This window comes from Candidatus Latescibacterota bacterium, assembly GCA_020633725.1.
In the GTDB taxonomy this organism is placed as follows: domain Bacteria; phylum Krumholzibacteriota; class Krumholzibacteriia; order JACNKJ01; family JACNKJ01; genus VGXI01.
In genome coordinates, this window is record JACKDC010000007.1 from 45,908 (window position 1) to 68,869 (window position 22,962).

23 protein-coding genes are annotated in these 22,962 nt (G+C 70.4%); 8 read left to right on the plus strand and 15 right to left on the minus strand.

The genetic code is table 11. The features are described from left to right. The 15 genes from H6693_13785 to H6693_13855 form a co-directional block, all read right to left on the minus strand. Entirely contained in the window at positions 1 to 1,704 is a 1,704-nt protein-coding gene (locus tag H6693_13785; protein MCB9517256.1) for a nickel-dependent hydrogenase large subunit, read from the minus strand. Further along, positions 1,701 to 2,894: a Ni/Fe-hydrogenase cytochrome b subunit gene (gene hybB / locus H6693_13790; protein ID MCB9517257.1), complete on the minus strand. Its 1,194-nt coding sequence runs from the start codon at positions 2,892 to 2,894 to the stop codon at positions 1,701 to 1,703. Before hybB ends, H6693_13785 begins: the two co-directional genes overlap by 4 nt. Beyond that, complete coding sequence (gene hybA / locus H6693_13795) at positions 2,891 to 3,766, minus strand: hydrogenase 2 operon protein HybA (GenBank protein MCB9517258.1); 876 nt, start codon at positions 3,764 to 3,766, stop codon at positions 2,891 to 2,893. The genes hybB and hybA overlap by 4 nt, the downstream gene beginning before the upstream one ends. A 1-nt stretch (position 3,767) precedes the next feature. Beyond that, positions 3,768 to 4,889 (minus strand): hydrogenase small subunit, encoded by a 1,122-nt coding sequence (locus H6693_13800; GenBank protein MCB9517259.1) that lies wholly within the window; start codon positions 4,887 to 4,889, stop codon positions 3,768 to 3,770. 170 nt (positions 4,890 to 5,059) lie between these two features. Further along, positions 5,060 to 6,745: an NAD(P)-dependent oxidoreductase gene (locus H6693_13805; GenBank protein ID MCB9517260.1), complete on the minus strand. Its 1,686-nt coding sequence runs from the start codon at positions 6,743 to 6,745 to the stop codon at positions 5,060 to 5,062. 5 nt (positions 6,746 to 6,750) lie between these two features. Then, entirely contained in the window at positions 6,751 to 7,128 is a 378-nt protein-coding gene (locus H6693_13810; GenBank protein MCB9517261.1) for a hypothetical protein, read from the minus strand. A 121-nt stretch (positions 7,129 to 7,249) separates the two neighbouring features. Next, entirely contained in the window at positions 7,250 to 7,624 is a 375-nt protein-coding gene (locus tag H6693_13815; protein ID MCB9517262.1) for a response regulator, read from the minus strand. Then, the gene (locus H6693_13820) at positions 7,603 to 8,082 is read right to left on the minus strand and encodes a hydrogenase maturation protease (protein ID MCB9517263.1); all 480 of its coding nucleotides are present in this window, start codon (positions 8,080 to 8,082) and stop codon (positions 7,603 to 7,605) included. The genes H6693_13815 and H6693_13820 overlap by 22 nt, the downstream gene beginning before the upstream one ends. After that, positions 8,079 to 9,518, minus strand: a complete 1,440-nt coding sequence (locus H6693_13825) for a Ni/Fe hydrogenase subunit alpha (GenBank protein MCB9517264.1) — start codon at positions 9,516 to 9,518, stop codon at positions 8,079 to 8,081. Before H6693_13825 ends, H6693_13820 begins: the two co-directional genes overlap by 4 nt. 9 nt (positions 9,519 to 9,527) lie before the next feature. Next, positions 9,528 to 10,073, minus strand: a complete 546-nt coding sequence (locus H6693_13830) for an NADP oxidoreductase (protein MCB9517265.1) — start codon at positions 10,071 to 10,073, stop codon at positions 9,528 to 9,530. An 18-nt stretch (positions 10,074 to 10,091) separates the two neighbouring features. Next, positions 10,092 to 10,805 (minus strand): (2Fe-2S)-binding protein, encoded by a 714-nt coding sequence (locus H6693_13835; GenBank protein ID MCB9517266.1) that lies wholly within the window; start codon positions 10,803 to 10,805, stop codon positions 10,092 to 10,094. 12 nt (positions 10,806 to 10,817) lie between these two features. Further along, on the minus strand, positions 10,818 to 12,641 hold the full coding sequence (locus H6693_13840) for an NAD(P)H-dependent oxidoreductase subunit E (GenBank protein MCB9517267.1): 1,824 nt from the start codon (positions 12,639 to 12,641) through the stop codon (positions 10,818 to 10,820). 203 nt (positions 12,642 to 12,844) lie between these two features. After that, complete coding sequence (locus H6693_13845) at positions 12,845 to 13,273, minus strand: septum formation initiator family protein (GenBank protein MCB9517268.1); 429 nt, start codon at positions 13,271 to 13,273, stop codon at positions 12,845 to 12,847. Further along, positions 13,270 to 14,556: a phosphopyruvate hydratase gene (gene eno, locus H6693_13850; protein MCB9517269.1), complete on the minus strand. Its 1,287-nt coding sequence runs from the start codon at positions 14,554 to 14,556 to the stop codon at positions 13,270 to 13,272. The genes H6693_13845 and eno overlap by 4 nt, the downstream gene beginning before the upstream one ends. 94 nt (positions 14,557 to 14,650) lie before the next feature. Further along, positions 14,651 to 15,427, minus strand: a complete 777-nt coding sequence (locus H6693_13855; protein MCB9517270.1) for a hypothetical protein — start codon at positions 15,425 to 15,427, stop codon at positions 14,651 to 14,653. Between the two features lie 83 nt (positions 15,428 to 15,510). On the opposite strand from H6693_13855, the gene H6693_13860 reads away from it, so the two are divergent. The 8 genes from H6693_13860 to H6693_13895 all read left to right on the plus strand — a co-directional run. Then, entirely contained in the window at positions 15,511 to 16,083 is a 573-nt protein-coding gene (locus H6693_13860; GenBank protein MCB9517271.1) for a sigma-70 family RNA polymerase sigma factor, read from the plus strand. After that, the gene (locus H6693_13865) at positions 16,067 to 17,164 is read left to right on the plus strand and encodes a DUF4097 family beta strand repeat protein (protein MCB9517272.1); all 1,098 of its coding nucleotides are present in this window, start codon (positions 16,067 to 16,069) and stop codon (positions 17,162 to 17,164) included. The genes H6693_13860 and H6693_13865 overlap by 17 nt, the downstream gene beginning before the upstream one ends. 14 nt (positions 17,165 to 17,178) lie before the next feature. Continuing rightward, a complete protein-coding gene (locus H6693_13870) occupies positions 17,179 to 17,844 on the plus strand; it encodes a zf-HC2 domain-containing protein (GenBank protein ID MCB9517273.1) in 666 nt (221 codons plus the stop codon). Beyond that, positions 17,816 to 18,910 (plus strand): hypothetical protein, encoded by a 1,095-nt coding sequence (locus H6693_13875; protein MCB9517274.1) that lies wholly within the window; start codon positions 17,816 to 17,818, stop codon positions 18,908 to 18,910. The genes H6693_13870 and H6693_13875 overlap by 29 nt, the downstream gene beginning before the upstream one ends. 41 nt (positions 18,911 to 18,951) lie before the next feature. Continuing rightward, a complete protein-coding gene (locus tag H6693_13880; GenBank protein ID MCB9517275.1) occupies positions 18,952 to 20,343 on the plus strand; it encodes a BamA/TamA family outer membrane protein in 1,392 nt (463 codons plus the stop codon). 291 nt (positions 20,344 to 20,634) lie between these two features. Then, entirely contained in the window at positions 20,635 to 21,714 is a 1,080-nt protein-coding gene (locus tag H6693_13885) for a hypothetical protein (protein MCB9517276.1), read from the plus strand. A 166-nt stretch (positions 21,715 to 21,880) separates the two neighbouring features. Further along, a complete protein-coding gene (ispH, locus tag H6693_13890; protein ID MCB9517277.1) occupies positions 21,881 to 22,732 on the plus strand; it encodes a 4-hydroxy-3-methylbut-2-enyl diphosphate reductase in 852 nt (283 codons plus the stop codon). Positions 22,733 to 22,783: 51 nt separating this feature from the next. Beyond that, the coding region (locus H6693_13895) for a hypothetical protein (protein MCB9517278.1) at positions 22,784 to 22,962 on the plus strand (179 nt) is incomplete at its 3' end.

Sequence of the window (22,962 nt, forward strand, 5' to 3'; positions counted from 1 at the left end):
TCAGCAGACCGTCGTGACACGCGCCAGCTCCTTGCCCTCGGGATCCAGCGTGTGGATCGCGCAGGCGAGGCAGGGGTCGAAGCTGTGGATGGTGCGCAGCACCTCGAGCGGCAGCTTCGGATCGACCACCGGGTTGCCCATCAGCGAGGCCTCGTAGGGGCCCTTCTGGTTCGCGGCGTCCCGCGGACCGGCGTTCCAGGTGGACGGCACCACCGCCTGGTAGTTGTCGATCTTCCCGTCGGTGATCACCGCCCAGTGGGAGAGCGCGCCGCGCGGCGCCTCGTGGAAACCGAAGCCGCGGATCTCGTGCTTCGGGAAGACCGGCGGGTTGAAGATCTGCGTGTCGCCTCTGCCGATGTTCTCCACCAGCAGGCCCCAGTGCTTGGCCGCCATTTCGGTGAAGACGCAGGCGCGGATGGCCCGGGCCAGATGCCGGCCCAGCGTGGAGTGCAGCACCGCCGGGCTCAGCGTCGTGCCGGCCACCTTGCCCGCGTGATCCAGCGCCGCCTTCGCCCAGCGCTGCGTGGGCTCGTGTCCGGAGGCGAAGCCCACCAGCACCTGGGCGAGCGGGCCCACCTGCATGGGCTTGCCGTCGAAGCGCGGCGCCTTGACCCAGCTGTACTTGCCGTCGTCCTGGAAGTCCGTGTAGCTCGGCTCGGTCACCTCGTCGTAAGGGTGGCGCGCCCAGTCGCCGTCGTACCAGGAGTGCGCGATGCTCTCGGAGACCGCGTCGCGGAAGCGGGCGTCCTTGAAGCTGTCGATGGTCTGCACCGTGCCGAGGTCGCCCCCGAAGATCGTGCCGCCGGGCAGGTCGAAGCTCGCGCCCACGGTGTCCAGCGGCAGGTCGGGCACCGCGAGGTAGTTGGTCACGCCGGCGCCGTAGCCCAGCCACTCGGGGTACATCGCGCCGATGGTGGCCACGTCGATGAAGTAGACCTGCTGGACGAAGGCCGTGACCTCGTCGATCAGCTCCTTGATGTGGAAGAGCTTCTCCATGTTCAAGGTGGCCTGGTTGTCCAGATTGATCGCGTTCGCCACGCCGCCCACCTGCAGGTTCTGGATGTTCGGCGTCTTGCTGCCCAGGATCGCGACGATCTGGTTCGCCTTGCGCTGGTACTCCAGCGCCTGGAGGTAGTGGTTCACCGCCAGCAGGTTCACCTCGGGCGAGAGCTTCATGGCGGGATGGCCCCAGTAGCCGTTCGCGAAGATGCCCAGCTGTCCGCTGGCCACCAGCTTCTCCAGCCGCGCCTTCACGGCCTCCAGTTCGCGCCGGCTGTTCCGCGGCCAGGGCGAGATGCTCTCGGCCAGCTTGGCCGTGGCGGCGGGGTCGGCCTTGAGGGCCGAGACCACGTCCACCCAGTCCAGCGCCGAGAGATGGAAGAAGTGCACGATGTGGTCGTGCAGCCCGTGGGCGAGCAGGATCAGGTTGCGGATGTACTGCGCGTTCATCGGCACGGGCAGGTCCAGCGCGTTCTCCACGGTGCGCACCGAGGTGATGGCGTGGACCGTGGTGCACACGCCGCAGAAGCGCTGCGTGAAGACCCAGGCGTCGCGCGGATCGCGCCCCTGCAGGATGTTCTCGATGCCCCGCCACATCTGGCCCGAGGACCAGGAGTTCGCCACCTCGCCGCGCTCCACCTCCACGTCGATGCGCAGGTGCCCCTCGATACGGGTGATGGGATCGATGGTGATGCGCTGACTCATCTTGTTCCTCCCTGTAGCTGCGGGCCGGACCCGGCGGCGAGGATCGGGTAGCGTTTCACGATGACGATGTAGAGGACGATCTCGAGGGCCACGAGTCCCGTCGTGATCAGCAGCTCGGGCACCGTCGGGAAGTAGCTCCAGGACGGCCCCGGATGGTAGGTGATCAGATAGGTCGAGAAGCGATAGAGCGAGCCGGCCAGGACGATCATGAACGCCCCGCGGAACAGGCAGCCCGGCGCCTCCCGCCGGGAGCGCGACTGCAGCAGGAAGGCCGGCAGCAGGAAGAGCAGCATCTCCACGAGGAAGAGGATCGAGGCGCCGTCCATGGCGGCGAGCGCGCCGAGGCGACCGCGCAGGGCGATGTCCCCGATCCGCAGCGCGACGTAGAGGAAGAGCAGCCAGGAGGCGATGCGCGCCAGGTTCGACAGCATCGCGGTCTCGCGCGGGCGGCGGAAGACGCGCGCCGAGAGGCTGGACTCCATCACCACGACGCCGAAGCCCATCGCGATGCAGGAGATCAGGAAGAGCAGGGGCAGCAGCGGGGTCTGCCAGAGCGGGTGCATCTTGTGGCTGCCGAGCAGCATGACGCCGCCGAGCGAGGACTGGTGCATCGTCGGCAGCAGCAGGCCGAGCGCGATGATCCAGATCAGCGCCTTGTCCAGCGCCGGCGACACCCGCGCGGCGAAGCGGGCGAGGCCGGGCCTGCCGCTCTGCTGCCAGCGCTCGAGGAAGACCGGCGCCATCTCGATCCAGAGCACGACGATGTAGGCCATCACGCAGAGCGCGACCTCGAGCAGGATCGAGTTGAGGTTCCACTTCCCCCAGCTGATGGGCAGCTTGTAGAGGTTCCAGTAGCGCCCCACGTCGACGACGATGCCCACGCTCGCCAGCGAATAGCCCAGCGCGCTGGTGAGGATCGCCGAGCGCATCAGCGGGTGGAAGCGCGCCCTGTTGAGGATGTAGACCAGGATGGCCACGGCGTAGCCGCCGCAGGCGAGGGCGGTGCCGGTGACGACGTCGAAGGCGATCCAGATCCCCCAGGGATAGCCGTCGCTGAGGCCGGAGACCGCGCCGATGCCGCTGGCGAAGCGCCAGACCATCATCGCGACGCCCACGGCGACCACCAGCAGCAGGAACTTCATGGGACCGGTCAGCAGCCGGCCGCCCACGGGTTCGGCGTGTCCGCTCATGACTTCACCTCCTGGCTGACGCGCGCGGCGCGCTTGCTGCGCCAGACGGCCACGCCCAGCGCGGCGTAGAGCGCCGCCGGGGCGATGAAGCCCTTGTAGATGCTGTGCTGGATGGTCTCCGACAGCGCGGGCGTCGGTTCGTCACCGAGGTCGGGCAGGCCGAGGTCCTCGAAGGCGAAGCCCGCCTTTGCGAGGTAGAGCACCTGGGTGCCGCCCGCGTCGTGCTCGCCGTAGATCTTCGGATGGTAGCGCTCGGGCTCGGCCGCGAGGCGCGCGCGGGCGTCCGCGAGCAGCTCCCGGTAGTCGCCGAAGATCACGGCCTCGCGCGGACAGACGTCGCAGCAGGCCGGGATGCCGCCCTCGGCGAGCAGGTGGTTGCACATCTCGCACTTGACGATCCTGGGCTTCGGCGTGTCCCACTGGAACTTGGGGACGTTGAACTGGCAGGCCACCTGGCAGTAGCGGCAGCCCACGCAGCGCGTCGGATCCCAGGTCACGATGCCGTACTCGCGCTTCTGGAAGGACCCCATCATGCAGGCGCTCACGCAGCCGGGGTCCACGCAGTGCATGCACTGGCGCTTGATGTAGGACCAGGCCGTCTCGCCCTTGTTCAGCTTGATGATGTTCTTGCAGTTGGCGCTCAGGTCGCGGGGCTCGTAGTAGAGGTCGGCGCCGTCGGGATAGGGCACGTGGTTGGCCTCACGACAGGCCACCATGCAGGCCTTGCAGCCGATGCAGCGGCTTGCGTCGTAGAGCATGCCCACCGCGTCGGCCGGCGCCTCCCGGCGTTCGCGCGCCGCCGCCGGCGCGGCGACCGCGGTCGCGCCGAGCGCGGCGACGGCCTTGAGCGCGTCGCGTCGCGTCATGCTCATCTCAGGCCTCCTCGTCGTGGCCGCCGCCGAGCTTGCGCGAGGCCATGATGCCGGCCCCGACGATCGCCCCGCCGATCGCGCCGGCGACGCCCGTCGCCACCGGGCTGATGCCGGGCTTCTCGTCGTGGACGGGCGCGTAGGTGTCGGGCGGGTTCTTCCGCTCGATCTCGATGGTCTGCCAGGTGGGCACGTTGAAGGCGAGCGCCTGCTCGGTGCAGCCGTGGCAGGGAGCGCCGATGCCGATGGGCCAGGCGCCGTCCACCTCGCCGAAGTGCTTGCGCGAGCAGTTGGCGTGGGTGGCCGGGCCCTTGCAGCCCAGCTTGTACATGCAGTAGCCCTCCATGTGGCCCTTGCCGCCGTAGGTCGTCGAGAAGCGGCCGGCGTCGAAGTGCGGGCGGCGGGGGCAGTCCTCGTGGATCGTGCGGCCGTAGGCGAAGAGCGGACGGCCCTTCGCGTCGAGGGCGGGCAAGGTGCCGTAGGTCGCGTACTGCAGCACCGTGCCGAGGAGGTTGTAGGGGTTGGCGGGGCAGCCGGGCAGGGTGACCACGGTCTTGTCCGTCAGCACCATGGGCGTGCCCTTGGCGCCGGTGGGATTGGGATTCGCCGCGGGGATGCCGCCGAAGGAGGCGCAGGACCCGATGGCGATGATCGCGCCGGCCATGTCCGCCGCCTCCTCGAGGATCGACAGCGCCGTGCGCCCGCCGATCTTGCAATAGATGCCGCCGTCCTTGGTGGGCGTGGCGCCCTCGGTGACCAGCACGAACTTGCCGCGATTCGCTTCCATCGCCGCGTGACGCGCGGCCTCGGCCTGGTGTCCCGCCGCCGCGCAGAGGGCCTCGTGGTAGTCCAGGGAGATCAGGTCGAGAAGCAGCTCGGCCAGACCCGGGTGGGAGGTCCGCAGCAGCGACTCCGTGCAGCCGGTGCACTCCTGGAAGGAGAGCCAGATGACCGAGGGCTTGCGGCCGGCCTCGGCGGCGCGGGCGAAGTCGAGTGCGGCGCCGAGGGGCAGGCCGATCGACGCCGCGGCGAGGGTGCAGACCTTGAGGAAGGACCTCCTGTCCATCGCGGACGGTCCCTCGGTCTGCAGTCCTGGATACTGAGCAAGGGTGGAGATCGGGTCCATGGTGCCTCCTCGAGCAGATGGTGCAGGAGGTGCGGCAACGTTTGTTAACCTGGTGGCCGCTGTCCTGCGAGCGCCGTGACGCTGGCCGTACGACTCCCCGCAATTGTAGCGAGAAGCCGGACCCAATCAAGGATAAAATGGGCTGAATACCTTGAAATCGTGTTGACGGGTCAGCGGCGCTGGCGGTCTTCCAGGGCCTGGAGGAGGAGCTGCAGGTCGTCCAGCGTGAGCGTGGAGTGCGGGGACAGGCGATAGCGCGCCCGGAGCTGGTCGATGACCTCCGACGCGGAGCCCAGCACGGCCTGCCGCGGGGCCGTCGGCGGAGTCGTGGGCGCCGCCACGCCTGCGGGCTCGAGGCGCAGGTGTTCGTCGGCCACGTAGACCTGGTCCCGGGCGAGCTGGAGGGTCAGGGAGATGAAGCTGTGGCACTGCTGGCGAAGGCCGGCCAGGCGGGGGAGTTCGATGGTGAGGCCGAGCAGGATCGCGTTCAGGTCGCCCAGCAGTTCGCAGAACTCCTCCGGAGCCACGCCGGCGCCGGCCAGCTCGGGCCAGCGCTCGTCGATGTAGTTGAGCAGCAGCGAGCGGTTCACGCCACGAATGGAGCCCACCAGGAGCTGGAGGAGCACGCGCAGCATGCGGCGCACCTCCTCGGGAGGCAGCGCGCGCAGGCGCGGGTAGCTGGCCGCCTGGCCCGCGCCGCGCAGGCGTCCCTCGAGCTCGCGAAGCACGCGCTCCTTCTCGCGCTCCAGCTCCTCGCTGATGACGAGACTCGGCCGCAGGTCCCGCCGCCGGAAGAAGGCCTCGTTGCGCCCGCGCCAGATCTCTGGACGGCTGATCATGTTCTCGATCATGTAGAGCATGCGGTGCAGCACGTGGTCGCGCTCGGCGGGGGCCCAGCCCAGCGCCGCGCGGGTGCGCGAAGCGTCGACGCGCAGCTGGTGGTCCATGTAGCCGAGCATCCAGAGGCGTTCGAAGGGCCGGCGGCCGACGAGGCGGCCGACGAGGTCGCGCAGCAGCACGCCCGGCGCGGCCAGCGGCTTCGGCATCAGGATCGGCCGCGGGACGTGACCGTGATAGAAGCGCTGCGCCAGGTCGTAGAGCTCCCGGTGCGTGACGGTGCCGTCCGGACTCGCCACGTAGGTGCTGAAGGCCGGCAGCTGCTCGTCCTGCGCCATCACCGCGCGGATGAGCTTGATGAGATCGCGGATGTGGATGTAGGTGATCCCCGTCCGCCCCTTGCCGCCGAGGATGCGCGCGTTCCAGGCCCCGCTCAGCCAGGTGTTCAGAAAGACGTAGAGCGGCGCGTACTCGCACCAGTCCGTGACCACGGCCGCGAAGCGCAGCACCGTCGCCCGGAAGTGCCGCGAGTAGTCGGCGAGCATCGCCTCGCCCTGCCGCTTGCTGCGCGCGTACTCGAAGCTGGCGTCCGGGGGCGTTTCCTCGTCGATGGGCTCGCGCCGGCCGCGGAACTCGCAGGCGGCGAGCGAACTGGCGAAGATGAAGCGGCGGACCCCCAGCCGCCGCGCCAGCTCGAGGACGTTGCGGGTGCCGTCGACGTTGCTGCGCTGATACTCGGGGTTGTCTTCGTAGGTGAAGTCGTAGTAGCCCGCGAGGTGCAGCACGAAGTCGATCGGCCCGCCCGCGGCGATCTGCTCGGTGACGCCCTCCAGGCACTCCGCGCGGCCGATGTCCGCCTGGAACCAGCGCAAGTTGGGGTGCTCGGCGATGCCCACCTGCTGCGGCGTGCGCCGTGCCAGGCCGACGATCTCGCAGTCGTCCAGGGTGGCGGCGAGGAAGTGGCGGCCGATCAGGCCCGAGGCGCCGGTGACGAGGATGCGGGGGCGCTGGGAGGCCATGGCCGTCACCCCTTGGCCCGTGCCGCGAGCGCGGCGATCGCGGCGGCCATGGCGCCGTCGGCGACGCCGCTCAGCAGCACGGTGACGATGCGCTCGACCGCGAAGAAGTAGCTCGCCAGGAAGACGAAGGCCAGGGTCTTCGTCGCCACCGCGAGCCGGACGAGGTCGCGGTGGCGCTCGGGCGCGCGGGCGGCCGTGACGTAGAACATCACCATGACCAGGTGGAAGACGCCGCCTTGGACCGGGAAGAAGCGCTGGCTGACCGTCCCGAAGCCGAAGCGCTCCAGCAGCGCGGGCGGCGCGGCCATGAGACCGATTCCGACGAGCGCCGAGTGCAAGGCCACGGCCCACAGCAGTAGCGACAACCCCCGCCGACCCGTCATGCTTTCCTCCAGGGCTGGCGGCAGTCTAGTCCGAAGCGTGTGGGCTGTCTCTCATCAAATGCAAAACCGCCTCCGGGCGCGGAGCGCCGGCGGCGGTTCGCGGCGGGGGGGACGGAGTCCGCTAGCCCAGCTTGGCCCTGAGCATGCCCACCAGGCGTTCCCGGCTCATGGGCTTCTGGAAGACGCCGGCGAGTCCGAGGCTGGAGTAGTCGGTGGCCATCGACAGGTTGTCGCCCGCGGAGCTGAGCATGAAGACCGGCGCAACGTTGCCCAGCGCCTTCAGGTCCCGGACCAGGCTCGTGCCCGCGTCCACTTCCTCCATCATGAGGTCGACGATCAGCGCGTCCGGGGCCTGCCGCCGGAAGCAGCGCAGGCCGTCCTCGGCGCTGGCCGCCGTCTCCACGGCGAAGCCCTCCTGCTCCAGCATGATCCGGAGCGTGAAGAGGATGTCCGGGTCGTCGTCGATGCAGAGGATCAGGTGCTTTCCGTCTCGCATGCCATCTCTCCCGTGGTCAGTTGCGTGTGGAGGGTCGCGATCGCCGCGGCCAGATTGGCCTGCGCGCCGTCGCTGAGGCCCTCGCGGAACTCGTCGAAGTCGTAGCCGCGGATCGCGAGCAGCCAGGCCTCGGGCGCGGCGTCGAACAGCTCGCGCGCGAGCGCCAGCACGCCCTCGGGGCTCACGTGGTGCGAGCTGAAGGTCGGGCGCGCGGAGCCGGGCTCGATCCGCCGCAGCGCGAAGGGCGCGGGCCCCTGCGCCGCGGCGTCGACGAAGACCACCCGGTCGCGGCGCGAGGCCGTCGCGGCGTCCTCGACGCTGAGCTGGTAGTCCGCGTCGGTGTCGACGCCGGCGAGACCCAGCTCCGCCACGGCGGCGGCCAGGGCCGGGCCCAGGCCGTCGTCCCCGCGGCCGGGGTTGCCGAAGCCGAACACCAGGGTGCGCCGCGGAGCGTTCACGAGGTCGCCTTCCGGTCGAGCACGGCGCCCGCCGCGTCGAGCAGCGTCAGCTCCAGGGGCATGCGGCCGAGCGCGTGGGTGGCGCAGGAGAGGCAGGGATCGTAGGCGCGGATCCCCACCTCCACGTGGTTGAGCAGGCCCTCGGTGATCTCCGGCTTCCCGCTCAGATGATCCTTGGCGATCTTCCGCACGGCCCGGTTCATGGGCTCGTTGTTGCTGGTCGTCGACACGATCAGGTTCGCCATGGTGACCCGATCCTGCGCGTCCACGCGGTAGTGGTGGAAGAGCGTGCCGCGCGGCGCCTCGACGATGGCCACCCACTCGGGCCGCCGCTCGCCCTTCACCACGAGGTCCTTGCCCTGCAGGTCGGGATCGTGCAGCAGGTCGCGGATCATCTCGGCCGAGTGCACCAGCTCGATCATGCGGGCCCAGTGGTAGGCCAGCGTGAGGTTGTTGGGCTTGCCGCCGGTGAGGGCCATGAAGTCCTTGCGCGCGGCCTCGGCCAGGGGAGTGTTGATCCTGGCGCAGGTGTTGATCCTGGCCAGCGGGCCAACGCGATACCAGCCCTCTTCCGGGCCCAGGGCCTTGAGAAAGGGGAACTTCATGTAGGACCAGGGCCGCACTTCCTCGGCGATCGCGTCGAGGTAGTCCTGCGGATCCACCTGGTCGATGATGACCTCGCCGTCCGCCGTCACCGCGCGCAGCTTGCCGTGGTAGAGATCGAGGCCGCCCTGCGCGTCCACGATGGACAGGTGGTTGGACGGGAAGCTCCCGAAGTCCGTGGCCAGCTGCAGATGTTCCTCGGTGTAGTTCCGCGCCAGGGCCAGCGCGCCCTGGGCCCAGGCGAGCATCTGCTCGATCTCGGCGAGGAAGACGTCCCGCTCGGCCACGCTCAGGTTCTTGTTCACGCCGCCGGGCACCGCGCCGGTGCCGTGGATGCGCTTGCCGGCCGTGGCCTTGATGATCTCCTGCCCGTACTTGCGCATCATCACGCCCTGGACCGCGAGGTCCTTGTGCTCCGCGGCGACGGCGATCACGTTGCGCTTGGCCGCGGGGGCGTCGAAGCCGAAGAGGAGATCCGGGCTGGCCAGGTGGAAGAAGTGCAGCGCGTGCGACTGGAAGGTCTGCCCGTAGTGCATCAGGCGACGGATCTTCTCCGCGGTGGGCGTGAGCGTCTCGGCGCCCACGATGCCGTCCATCGCTTTGGCCGCCGCCAGGTGGTGGCTCACCGGGCAGATGCCGCAGAGGCGCTGCACGAGGACCGGCACCTCCCAGTAGGGCCGCCCCTGGATGAAGCGCTCGAAGCCGCGGAACTCCACGATGTGCAGGCGCGCGTCGGTGACCTGCCCCGCCTCGTCGAGCTGGATCGTGACTTTGCCGTGGCCCTCCACCCGGGTCACCGGCTCGATGGTGATCTGCCTGTTCGCGGTCGCCACGTCAGCCTCCTAGTCGTACTTGATGAGCGCGTAGGGAAGCGCCAGGGGTTTGTCCGTGAGCAGCGCCACCAGGGCCTGCCAGAGCGTATCCGCGGGCGGCGGGCAGCCGGGCAGGTGGTAGTCGATCTTGACCACCTCGTGGCAGGGGAAGACGCGGTTCAGCAGCAGCGGGATCTCCGGGTCGTCGGGGATCTTGCCCGCGGGGTTGTGCACGCTGGGGCCGTTCAGGTAGGCCTCCTCGAGGCACTCGCGCAGCGGAATCGTGTTGCGCATCGCCGGGATGCCCCCGTTGATCGCGCAGTCGCCGACGGAGATCAGCACGTCGCAGTGCTCGCGGAAGTCGCGCAGCACCTTCACGTTCTCCTCGTTGCAGCAGCCGCCCTCCACGAGGCCCACGGCGCAGCGGCCGCTGAAGGTCTTGATGTCGTCGACGGGCGACTTGTCGAAGTCCACCAGCTCCACGAGCTCCAGGATGCGCTCGTCGATGTCCAGGATCGACATGTGGCAGCCGAAGCAGCCGGCGAGCGACGTGGTGGCCAGCTTGGGTTTCGCCATGGTCCCTTCCTCCTCGGCTTAGTCGACAGCCGTACCCTGTTCGATGTCCGTTCCGATCGGCGCATGATCGTAGAGCCGTTGCCCCACGGGGACGGCGTAGCCTTCCCGCTTGGGCAGCAGCGCCCCCACGGGGCAGGCGCGGGCCGCGCGGTCGCTGACCGCGGCGTCGGTCTCCGCCAGCAGCGCCACCGCGTTCACGGTGAGGCGCTTCGTGTGGCCGCGTCCCTCGAACTCGAAGACCTGCTTGCCGTCCCACTCGCGCGACGCGCGGATGCAGCGCGCGCAGAGGATGCAGCGGTTGCGGTCGATGTAGAGATCGGGGTGGCTCATGTCCACCTCGCGCTCGGGGAACAGATAGGGAAAGCGCGGCGCGGTGATGCCGAGCCGGTAGGCCATGGCCTGCAGCTCGCAGTTGCCGCTCTTCTCGCAGAACATGCAGTAGTGGTTGCCCTCGACGAAGAGCATGTCCACCATGTCCCGCCGGATCGCATTCACGGCTTCGGTGTCGCTCTCGACCACCATGCCCTCGCTGACCGGCTGGGTGCAGGCGGCCGCGGCGCGGCCGTTCACCAGCACCGTGCAGACGCGGCAGCTGCCGAAGGGGGAGAGGTCCTTGAACGCGCAGAGCCTGGGGATGTACACGCCCCCGCGCGCCGCGGCCTTCAGGATCGTCTCGCCGGGCTGGGCCTCGAGGGCCTTTCCGTCGATGCTGAAGCTCAGTGTCTCGCTCATCGTGCCCTCCCCCTAGCCCTTCGTGCTGAAGTGGACGGACTCGCGCCCGGTGATCGCCGACGCCTGGCTGAGTTCGCGCTGGATGTCGAAGGCCGGCTGCAGCCCCGGCGCGGTCTCGCGCAGGCGGGCCAGGTAGGCGTCGCGGAAGTTGCGCAGGCTGCTGAGCACCGGGTTGGCCGCGGTCTGGCCCAGCCCGCAGCGGCTGGCCGTCTTGATGCTGCCGCCCAGGCTCTCCAGGTAGTCGAGGTCGGCCGCCTCGCCCCGTCCCTCGGCGATGCGCCGCACGCGCTCCTGCAGGAGCCGCGTGCCCACGCGGCAGGGCGTGCAGAACCCGCAGCTCTCGTGGACGAAGAAGTCGAGGAACTTGTCCACGACGTGCAGCAGGTCGCGCTCGTGCCCGAAGACGATCAGCGCGCCGCCGGTGGCGAGGTCGTCGTAGCAGAGCTTGCGGTCGAAGTCGTCCTCGCCCACCAGCTGGCCGCTCGGACCGCCCACCTGGGCGGCGAGCACGTCCTGGGCGCCGCAGAGCGTGAACATCTCGCGCAGGGTCGTCCCGAAGGGGATCTCGTAGACCCCCGGTCGGTTGCAGTCCCCCGACACGCTGATCAGCTTGGTGCCGCTGCTGCCGGGCGTGCCCAGCTTGGCGAACCAGCCGGGGCCCATCTCGAGGATGCGGGTGACGCAGCAGAGCGTCTCCACGTTGTTCACCGAGGTGGGGTGGCCGAGGTAGCCCTTCTGCGCGGGGAAGGGGGGGCGCGTCTTGGGATCGCCGCGCAGGCCCTCGCAGGAGCTGAGCAGCGCGGTCTCCTCGCCGCAGACGTAGGCGCCCGCGCCCATCTGGATGCGGATGTCGAAGTCGAAGCTCTCGCTGCGCATCACGCGCTTGCCGAGCCAGCCGCGGTCGCGCCGCTGCTGGAGCAGCTTCTCGAGGAAGGGCTGCAGGTAGGCGTACTCCGCGCGCAGGTAGACGATGCCCTCCGCCGCGCCCAGCGCGTAGCCGGCGATCGTCATGCCCTCGAAGAGCAGGTCGGCGCGCTCGGTCAGCAGCACGCGGTCCTTGAACGTGCCGGGCTCGCCCTCGTCCGCGTTGCAGACGATGTAGCGCCGCTCGCCCTCGGCCGCCCGCGTGAACTCCCACTTCATGCCGGTGGGAAAGCCGGCGCCGCCGCGGCCGCGCAGGCGCGAGGTCTTGAGCTGACGGATCACCTCCGCCGGGCTCATGGCCAGCGCGTTGATCAGGCCGGCCCCCGGGACGCTGTCGGCGAAGAGCACCGGCCCTTCCTGCCGCACGTGGTTGTTGACGGCCGCGCGCACGAGGTCGTGGGCGTTGTTGCCGTCGCCGTAGCGGCGCACCAGGCGCTGGGGATCGAGGTGCTCGCGCAGCCGCTGGACGCCGGTGCGCGCCACGTCCGCGCTGAGATCGGTGACGGGAACGTCGTTCACCAGCGCCGCCGGCGCCTGGTCGCAGAGGCCGATGCAGGCCGTCCACTCGAGGGAGATCTTGCCGTCGGCCGTGGTCTCGCCGAAGTCGATGCCCAGCTCGTCGCGCAGGGCGTCGGCCACGCGGGCGCTGCCGCGCATCTCGTCCACGACGTCGTCGCAGAGGCGGATCACCACCTGGCCCTGGGGACGCCGCGACAGGAAGCTATAGAAGGAGACGACGCTCGCCACCTCGGCGCGCGAGCAGCCGACCTCCTCGGCGATGAGCCGCTGCGCCTCCGCGTCGACGCAGCCCTGGCGCCGCTGCACGGCGCGGACGATGTCCATCATGCGGTGTCGGTCGTGGCCGTGGGCCTGGCAGCTCTCCTTGACCACCGTCTCCAGCGTCGCAGTCATCACGTCCCCCTGGTCCTGGGGCCCCGGCCGGGGCCGCGTCGGCGTGGCCGCAGGGAGCCCTGCCGGGGCAGGACGGCGGCCGATCCGCCCCTAAGCTAGCCGCCGTCGACGGGGAGGCAAGGGTTCAGGATCCGAAAACTGCCCCATGTAGAGAAAAAATTCACAAGCGACCACCAAGTCGCAAATGGTTTGCAATCGCGAACTTAATCTTGGCGGCGGAGGTGGTAGACGGTCTCGTCCTTGCGCTTGTAGCCCCATTCCTCGCGGGCGATGCGCTCGCGGTAGCTGGGGTCGTCGGCCAGGCGCTGGGACTCGGCGGCGAGGCCGGCCGACTCCGCTTCGAGGCGGGCGATCTCGGCCTGGAGCTGGTGACGGCGCTGCTGGAGGCGCCACTGGCGCAGCCAGCCGGTGTCGGAGAGGACGAGCAGATACACGAGGATGCCCAGGATCAGGAAGATGCCGCCCTTGAAGGTGCGGCCGCCGATGCGGCCCTCGGTCCAGGGCCGGCGGAGGTAGGGGGTGCGGGCGGCGGCGCGGGAGGCGCCCAGCGGCAGGCCGTCGCGCACGGACTCCGGCCGCCAGGCCTCGCGCCAGGCGGCGGGGTCCGTCCCCCGAGCCGTGCCGCCGTTCATGCGCTGAAGTTGAGGGCCTGCAGGCCCTCGTAGCGGCCCTGCTCGCCGAGTTCCTCGGCGATGCGCAGCAATTCGTTGTACTTGGCGACGCGATCGGTGCGGCAGAGGCTGCCGGTCTTGATCTGCCCTGCGTTCGTGGCCACGGCCACGTGGCTGATGGTCACGTCTTCGGTCTCGCCGCTCCGGTGGGAGATGACGTTGGTGTAGCCCGCGCGCTTGGCGGTCTCGATGCAGTCCAGCGTCTCCGTGAGCGTGCCGATCTGGTTCAGCTTGATGAGGATCGAGTTGGCGACGCCCTCGTCGATGCCGCGCACCAGCCGGTCGGTGTTGGTGACGAACAGGTCGTCGCCCACGAGCTGGATGCGCTCGCCCAGGCGCTGGGTGAGCAGGCGCCAGCCGGCCCAGTCGTCTTCGGCGAGGCCGTCCTCGATGCTGACGATGGGATAGCGCTGCACCAGGTCGGCGTAGTAGTCCACCAGGCCGGCGGCGTCGAGGCGTCGGCCGCCCTCGCCTTCCAGCACGTAGGCGCCGTTCTTGTAGAACTCGCTGGCGGCCGCGTCCATGGCCAGATGGATGTCCTCGCCCGGTCGGTAGCCGGCCTTCTCCACGGCCTGCAGGATCACCTGCAGCGCCTCCTCGTTGGAGCCGAGATTCGGCGCGAAGCCGCCCTCGTCGCCGACGGCCGTGGCCAGCCCACGCTCGGCGAGCACCTTCTTCAGCGAGTGGAAGACCTCGGCGCCCCAGCGCAGCCCGTTGGCGAAGTCGGGCGCGCCGGTGGGCATGATCATGAACTCCTGGATGTCCACGTTGTTGTCGGCGTGCTGGCCGCCGTTGAGGATGTTCATCATCGGGACGGGCAGCGTGCGTGCCGCCACGCCGCCGATGTACTGGTAGAAGGGCAGGTCGAGGAAGCTGCTCGCGGCCTTGGCCACGGCCAGGCTGACGCCGAGGATGGCGTTGGCGCCCAGCTTCTCCTTGTTGTAGGTGCCGTCGATGTCGAGCAGGACGGAGTCGATGTGCGCCTGGTCGAGCGCGTCCAGCTCGATCAGCTCGGGCCGGATCAGCTCGGTGACGTTCGCCACGGCCTTCAGCACGCCCTTGCCGCCGTAGCGCTGGGCGTCGCCGTCGCGAAGCTCGATGGCCTCGTGCTCGCCCGTCGAGGCGCCGGAGGGCACCGCCGCGCGACCCACCGCGCCGCTGGCGAGATAGACCTCCACCTCCACGGTGGGGTTGCCCCGCGAGTCGAGGATTTCGCGGGCGAGGACCTCCTCGATGGCGCTCATGCGGCACTCCTTCCCCCGGCCGCGCACCGCGCGGCGGCTGACGTTCGACGATCCGGTAATGACACTGGCCCCGGGGCAGGTCAAGGAAAATGCCCTACTCCCACGGGCGCCAGACACGCCGCAGCGACGACACCGGTTCCAGGGGTCGATTCGCCTCGCCGACGCCCGGCGGACCGAGCTCGAGACCCAGCGGACGCAGGGCTTCGCGCAGCCAGTAGCAGGCGTGAAGGGGCAGCAGGCCGCCCAGCCCCACGAGGAGGCCGAGCCCGCTGACCGCCAGCAGGAGCCCCAGCAACTGACGGCCGAGCCAGGCCGGCAGCAGACGGCGCGGCGAGCCCAGGAGCAGCCAGAGCGACAGCCGCGCCGCGTGGGCGGCGCCGCGCTCGCGCAGCAGCAGCAGCGGCAGGAAGACGAAGCCCCACACGCGGCTCAGCACCCAGAGCCAGAGGCCGCCCATGAGGGCCAGCCAGTCGCCGAGCTGACGGGGATCGCCCTCGGGTTCGAGCATCCGCAGGACGACCGGCAGGAGCAGCAAGGCCAGAAGCAGTTCGCCGAGCGCCCAGGCCAGCAGCGGGGCGTAGCCGCGTCGGTCGGCGGCCAGCACCCGGAGTGACGGATCCCCGCCCCGCACCAGCTCCCCCGCGAAGCGCAGCGCGAGCCCGTGACTCCAGGGCGCAAGCAGCAGGGCCGCGAGGAGAAGCGCTCCTGCCCCGCCCCAGAAGAGTCCGGGCGGCGGGCCGTCCACGGGGATGAAGGTCACGAAGAGCGCCAGCAGCAGCAACGGCGTCGCGCGCAGGGTCGCCAGGACCAGCAATGCGCCAACGCGGTCGTAGGCGAGCAGGAAAAAGCTTCGCAGGAGGGAAGCGCGCATTCTAGACTCCACCTCCGCCCCACGCGCGGGGACTGGCCGTCTGGAAACGCCCGGCCCGCTCGGCCGTAAGGAGAGTGAGACAGGTGAGCGCCGAGGACCGCGAGCTGATTCGCAGTTGCCTCCGCGGCGACCGCCGAGCCTACAAGACCCTCCTGGCGCGCTACCAGGACCCGATCTTCAACTATTGCCAGCGCATGATCAAGGACTCGGGCCAGGCCGAGGACATCGCCCAGGAGGCGCTGGTCCGGACGCTCACGCGGCTGGAGAACTATGACGAGCGCTACAGCTTCTCCGCCTGGGTCTTCAAGATCGCGACGAACCTGTGCATCGACCACCTGCGCAAGGCCAAGCGCATCGCCTACTCCCTGGACCAGGAGCTCGACGGCAAGGACGGCAGCTTCCGCCGCGAGGTGGCGGCGCCGACGCCGGATCCTTCCCAGCGCGCCCTGGCGGCCGAGCAGATGCGCATGCTGGACGAGGCGGTGGCCGAGCTGCCGGAGCACTACCGGGCCATCCTGCTGCTCCGTCACCGGGAAGAGCTGAGCTACGAGGAGATCGCCCGCATCCTCGAGCTGCCCATCGGCACGGTGAAGATCCGCATCCACCGCGCCCGCGAGCAGATCAAACGGAGGTTGGATCGTGACGAGCTACTCTAAATGGAGACGTCCCCTGCGACTCGCCGTGGCCACGGCGGCACTGCTGCTCGCGGCCCAGGCCGCCAGCGCGGCCGAGGCGAGCCGCAGCGAGCAGCGCACGCTGGCGGCGAGGCAGCTGGCCATGCTCATCGTGGAGAATCCCGTGGGCGGTCTGGAGCTGCGCGGTGGCGAGGCCCGCGAGCTGGGCCTGGAGGCGCAGTTCCGCGTCGAGGGCTCCAGCACCGCGGCGGTCAAGCGGGTGATCGAGGCCCTGCGCATCGAGACCTTCGAGCAGGACGGCCGCCTGCGCGTCCGCCCGGTGCATGGCGATCGCGTCCTGGACAGCCCGCGGCCGAGCTGGCTGGACGGCGCGCGCGTCCGCGTGGACCTGCGCCTGCGGGTGCCCGCGGGCCTGCCGGTGGCGGCCAGCGTCACGCGCGACAAGCTCACGGTCGTCGGGCTGGACGAGGACGTCGTCCTGGCAGCCACCAGCGGTGAGGTCGCGGTGCGCGAACTGAAGGGCGATCTCGAGCTGGGCGTGACCAGCGCCCGGGTGCGGGTGGAGCAGGTGGCCGGCGACGTGAACGTCACCGCCACCAGCGGCGACCTCGACCTGCGCCGCGTGGGCGGCGACGCCACCCTGAACACGATCACCGGCAAGGTGCGGGTGGAGGACGTGGACGGTGACCTCGAGGTCGAGTCCGGCGGGGGCACCCTGACCCTGCTGGGCGTCCGGGGGCGGCAGGACGTCATCAGCGCCAGCGGCGACGTGGCCATCCGCGATCCGGGCGGGGACATCAAAGTCAACTGCGCCAACGGCGACCTCAGCGTCTTCGGGCTGGGGAGCGCCGACGAGGGGAACGACGTGTTCCTCGCGAGTTCCAGCGGCGACGTGGAGATCCTTCTGCTGCCCGAAGCGTCCTTCCACCTGGACCTGGCCACGGACCTGGGGACCATGCAGCTCCGCCTGCCGCTGGCCGTGGAGGACGTCTCCCGCCGTCACGTGGCCGGCACCCTGGCGGACGGAAAGGGTCGACTGCAGATTGTAACCGCCACCGGAGACATCCGTATCACGCTCGACGCGAACTCAGGTCGAGACTGACAGGAGCGGCGACCATGGCACGGGACAAGGGCAGAACACGTTGCGAGTCGGTCAGGGATTCCCTGCCCGACTACCTGGAGGGCAGGCTCTCGGCCGCGCTCCGGGGCCCGCTGCGCGCCCATCTCCAGCGCTGTCCGTCCTGCCGCCGCGCCCACGACCGGGAGCGACGCCTCTACCAGCTGCTCGGCGACATGCCGCGAGTTTCGGCCCCCTCCTCCCTGGCCGACAGCGTCCTGGCGGCGGTCTTCGCCCAGGTGCCGCTCCGCGAGCGCGTGGCGCCCGCGCCCGCGCGCGCCGTCGGCTGGCGCCAGTGGACCCTGCTGCCGGTGGCGATCCTGATGCTGGGGATGATCCTCGGGCTGTGGATGGAGACGGCCGACCGCGCGCGCCTGCAGAGCACCGCCGCCTCCGCCCTGGTGGAGGGAAGCCGCGAACTCAGCGGTGCGCTCAGCCTGCTCGAAGGACTGCGCAGCGCCGCCGATCAGATGAGCTACCCCGTCCGCGAGAAGGCGGCCTCCCTGCTGCGCGTCGAACGCACGCTGCGCGGCGTGCTCCCGCTGGGGACGACATTCCTGATTCTGCTTGTCGCCTGCGGTCCGGCCGTGCTTGTCTTCACCCTCTATCGCATCCGGCTCAAGGGAGTTCTGTCCAATGTCCTCGTCCATCCGACGCTCCGCTAGGCGAGCCCTGCTCGCCCTGGCCGTGGCGCTCGGGCCGACGGCCGCCGTGGCCCAGTCGGCCGACGCGCCGGCCGACAGCGGCAGCGCCGATGGACTCGTCCAGGAAATCATCATCGACGACTCGGGGATCATCCTCAAGGAGGGTGATCACGAGGTGCAGCTCCCCGGCGAGGAGGACGGCAAGCGCCGGCTGCACGTGCGCGTCGACACCACGACCCGCGACGAGGAAACCTTCGCCACCGACGACGAGCAGGTCACCTTCGGCCGCGACGTCACGGTGGAGAGCGACGAGATCGTCCACAACGACCTGGTGATCCTCTTCGGCGACCTGGAGATCTACGGCGAGGTGGTGGGGAACATCGTCGTCGTGATGGGCGACGTCTACGTCCACGACGGCGCCGTCGTCACCGGCGACGTCCTGGTGGTGGGCGGCGAGGTCGAGCGCGAAGAGGGCGCGCGGATCGTCGGCGAGGTGACGCGCACCAGCAGCCGGCTCGGACACCTGTTCACCGACGACTGGCGCGCGCGCGATCTCAGCTGGCTGCACCGCGAGCGCTACGGCGCCGGCGGCGCCGTGCTCAAGCTCGTGGAGTTCCTCGTCCTGGCCCTGGCCGGCAGCCTGCTGCTGGCGCCGCGCCTGCCCCGCTTCACCGCCGGACTGCGACGCAAGCCCGGCAAGAGCATCCTGCTGGGTGTGCTCAGCCTTCTCGCCGCGCTGCTCCTGGTGGTGCCGGCCGCGCTGCTGCTGATCCTCCTGCTGCTCACGGTGGTCGGCATCCCCGTGGCGGTGCTGGTGGTTCTCGCGCTCGTCGGGGTGGGCTTCGTGGCCTGGCTGATTCCGCTCTACACCTTCTCCCGCTACACCTTCGAGGCCCGCGGGATGAATCGCTACCTCTCGGTGACGCTCTGGGCGGGCATCTACTGGCTCCTCCACATGCTGGGCGCCGGACTCGGCCCGGTCGGAGGGCTGGTGACCACGATCGAGGCGGTCGCGTGGCTGTTTGGCCTCGGAGCGCTGGTGCTGACACGGCTGGGTTCGCGGCACGTCCTCGCCGATCCGTCCTGATTCATCTGGTCAATTGGCGCGGCCCTCGCTAGCTTCCGGGCGTGTGTGACGCTTCCTCATTCCATCGATTCCTGGCGCGCGCGACGCTGCTGACGGCGGTGCTGGCGAGCGCTCTGCCTGCCGCCTGCCCGGCCGGCGGACTGGCCGATGCCCTGGGGAAGGATGGCGTCCACCTGCCGGGCATGGACTACGCGCCCGAGGACGCCGAGGCGATGCGCGGCTGGCTCGTGCAGGAGATCGTCCTCGTGGGCAATCTCCGCACGCGCGACGAGACCGTGTTGCGCGAGCTGTTCCTCCAGCCCGGCGACGCCTTCGATCCCGAACTGCTCGGACGCGACCTGCGCTTCCTGCGCGGGCTGCGGCTCTTCGCCGCCGTGGGGGTCACCGTGCGCCCGGACTCGGGCGGGGTCTATCTCACCTACTTCCTGGTGGAGCGCGGCGACCTGCGCTGGGGCCTGGTCTACCCGGTGGCCGAGTTCCGCAACGACCAGCTGCGGCTGGGTGGCGTCTACCGGCACCGCAGCCTGCTGGGGGGGCGCGAGGACCTCTGGCTCGAGTACTCGGCGGGCTGGGAGCAGCGAGCCCGCGTGAGCATCGGACGCCCCTGGCTCGGCAGCTATCCAATCGAGCACGGTCTGAGCTATCGGATCGTCGACCGCGCGGACGGCGACCAGTTCCACCTGGAGCGGGCCTCGCTCAGCTTCTGGCTGTCCCTGAGCCGGCGACGTCCGCTGGAGCACCGCTTCCTCTTCAGCCTGGGCTGGGGCGAGCGCCGCTTCCTGGTCGAGGACAGCCGGCACTACGAGCAGTTCAGCTCCGTCACCCTGGGCTACTCCCACGACAGCCGCGACAGCTTCGTGCGCCCGGCCAGCGGCGGCCTGCTGGAGCTCACGGGCACGCTCTACGATCCGATCCTCGGCAGCAGCGTCTACCTGCGGCAGGTGGGGGTGCTGGCGACGCGCTACCATCCCCTCGGCGGCTGGGTCGCCGCCGGGGGCATGGCGGCCGTGAACCGCTGGGGAGACCTCTTCTATCGCGGCGTGACATCGCTCGGCGGACTCGAATCGGTGCGCGGCTTCGGCGAGTCGAGCGTGGACGGCTGGGAGGGCGCGGACGGTCCCCACGGTCCCCGCGGCCGCAACAGCCTGGTGGCCCGCGTCGAGCTGCGCCACGACCTCCTGCCGCCCTTCACCGTGAACCTGCCGGTGATCGGGGTGGTGGACGTCCAGACCGAGGGCGCGCTCTTCACGGACGCGGGCTGGCTCTGGAGCCGCGACCGTTTTCTGCTACCCCTCGGCGCGCGCGCGCGCCTGCACAGCGGCGGGGGCGCGCTGCGGCTCTACACCCCGGTGGGGGACGTCGTCCGCCTCGAGCTGGGCATCGGCGAAGGCGGCAAGGCGGAGCTGCACCTGGGCAGCGGGATGCGCTTCTAGGCAGGATCGGGAGCCATCGGGCGCCTGGGGCATTTGCCCCAGTGCTCCCGTGTTGGACCCCGGACGCGGAATCCCTTTCATTGCAATCCGTTGAAGCCACAGCTCGCGCGGCGACCGGGGGTTTTGCCCCAGGGCGGGCTCCTGGCGCGCCGCCGCCCCGAGGGCGCTTTCCGGCCTCGACGGCGGCTTTTCCCGGCCGGGAGGGCCATCCCCGGCGGCGGTGCCTCGCGCAAGCGCAGCGCGGAACGCCGGTTGCGGAATCCTGTGCGGACGCCAGCGCAGGAGCCGCAAGTGAGCCATTTGCCCCCCCTGACCTCCAGCCAGCCAGCCCGCCGCCGGACCTCCCGCCGGTTGGCGGGTGTTGCGCTCCTGCTGCTGGCGTCCCCTCCTGTCCTCGCCCGGGCCGACGCGGTCGGCGACGTCGCGCTGAGCATGGCTCTCGGCGGCGGGCGCATGGCGCAGGTCTACCCCGCCGAGTACGTGCTCCATCACTGGGTCGTGCGCGACGGCGCGCGGGCCTGGCTCGACCTGCCGGGCTACGGGCGCGTCGAGCTGCTGCTCCCCGCCTCCGAGGGCGGCGACGGCGCCGAGGCCTACCATCCCCACGACGCCGGCGTGGCCTTCGATGCCCTGCTGGCCGTGGATGCCCCCGGGCTGCTCGGCGAGCTCTCCATTTACTGCCTGCCCTACCCGCGCGCGGGGCTCACCGGCAGCTCGGCGGCCGGCGATCGCATCTTTCTGAGCCCCGGCGTGACCCGTTACCCGGCCGAGGTCACCCACATGGTGACCACCCACGAGCTCGGTCACGTCGTGCACAACCAGCTGCTGCCCGACGAGGACGCGCGGGGCTGGCGCGAGTACCGCGAGCTGCGGGGCATCACCGACACGGCCGTCTACAGCGAGACGGCCCAGCACTGCGACCGCCCGCACGAGATCTTCGCCGAGGACTTCCGCTATCTCTTCGGCGGCACGCTGGCCAACTACAGCAACAGCATCGAGAACGCGGCCCTGCCGCTGCCCGACGCCGTGGACGGCCTGCGCGCGTTCATGCTGGCGCTCGGCCTCGGCAAGGACCGCCCCGTCGCCCTCGCCCTGGCCGCGCGCAACTTCCCCAATCCCTTCAACCCCGAGACGCGCCTGGCGCTCGAGGCCGACGCCGAGGCCGTGGGCCGTCCGCTCGCCATCGACGTCTACGACGCCGCCGGCCGCCACGTCCGCCGGCTCTTCTCCGGGCGCCTCGAGACCCTGCGGTTCGAGCTGCAGTGGGACGGCCGCGACGACCGCGGCGCGACCCTCCCCTCGGGCGCCTACTTCGCACGCATTCGGCTGGGCGACGCGCGCCTCAGCCACAAGATGCTCCTGATCGGCTAGCCTCCTCCTGTCGGTCCCCCTGGCGCCGCTCCCTCCTCCGGGGGCGGCGCCTTTTTGCGCGCCCGTCGTGAAGCGGAGCTAACGCTCTGTTTTCCAATGCGTTGACACCCCCCGCGCGCCGGCCTACCTTGGGGTCACCGACGGCGCCCACACCCGGGAGGTCCCCGTGCCCCGCGAGATCATCGTCGCCCGCAGCGCCGGGCAGTGCTTCGGCGTCAAGCGCGCCTTCAACATCGCCATGGAGGCGGCCCAGGACGAGGACGCGGTGGTCATGCTGGGCGACATCGTCCACAACGAGCACGTGGTGGAGCGCATCGACCAGGCCGGCGTGAAGGTCGTGCGCGACCTGGAGAAGACCGACGGCAAGGGCACGCTGCTGGTGCGGGCGCATGGCGCGGCGCCGGACGTCTACAGCCGGGCGCGCGAGCGCGGCTTCAAGATCCTCGACGCCACCTGCCCGCTGGTCCACGAGATCCACCAGGTCGCGCGCGAGATGGCGAGCGAGGGCTACCGGCTCATCGTGATCGGCGATCACGGGCACGACGAGGTGGTGGGCATCACCGGCCAGGTGGAGGACGCCATCGTGCTGGCCGGGCCGGCGGAGGTCGCCGAGCGCGTGCCGCCGCGGCTGCGCAAGGCCGGCGTGGTGGTGCAGTCCACGCAGAACATCGAGAACGTCCAGAAGATCCTGTTCGAGCTCCTGCCGCGCGTGCGGGAGCTGCGCTACGTGGACACGATCTGCGGCCCCACCAAGACCCATCAGCGGGACATCCGCGACCTGCCCGGCCGCTGCGACGTCATGGTGATCGTGGGCTCCTTCACGAGCGCCAACACCTGCCGCCTCACGGAGATTTCCCGCGGCAAGAATCCCAGCAGCTACCAGGTGGAGGACGCCTCCGGCCTCGACCCGGCCTGGTTCGGGGACGCGAAGGTGATCGGCGTGAGCGCCGGCGCGTCCACGCCGGACTGGATCATCGACGAGGTCGTCCAGGCGCTGGAGGCCCTGCCCGAAGCCTGACCCGAACAGCACTTCCCGACCGCCACCCCTGCGGACACCCGAGGAGGAGCCATGCGATTCCATCACCCATCACCGCTCGCCCTGTCCGCGCTCCTGGCGCTGCTTCCGCTCTCCGGGCTTGCGCCGCGAGTCGCGGCCGACGTGGACGTCGTCATCGGTTACGAAACCCGCGCCGTGGGCGAGGTGGAGGACTGCGGCTGCCACAGCCATCCCAAGGGCGGCTTCGCCAA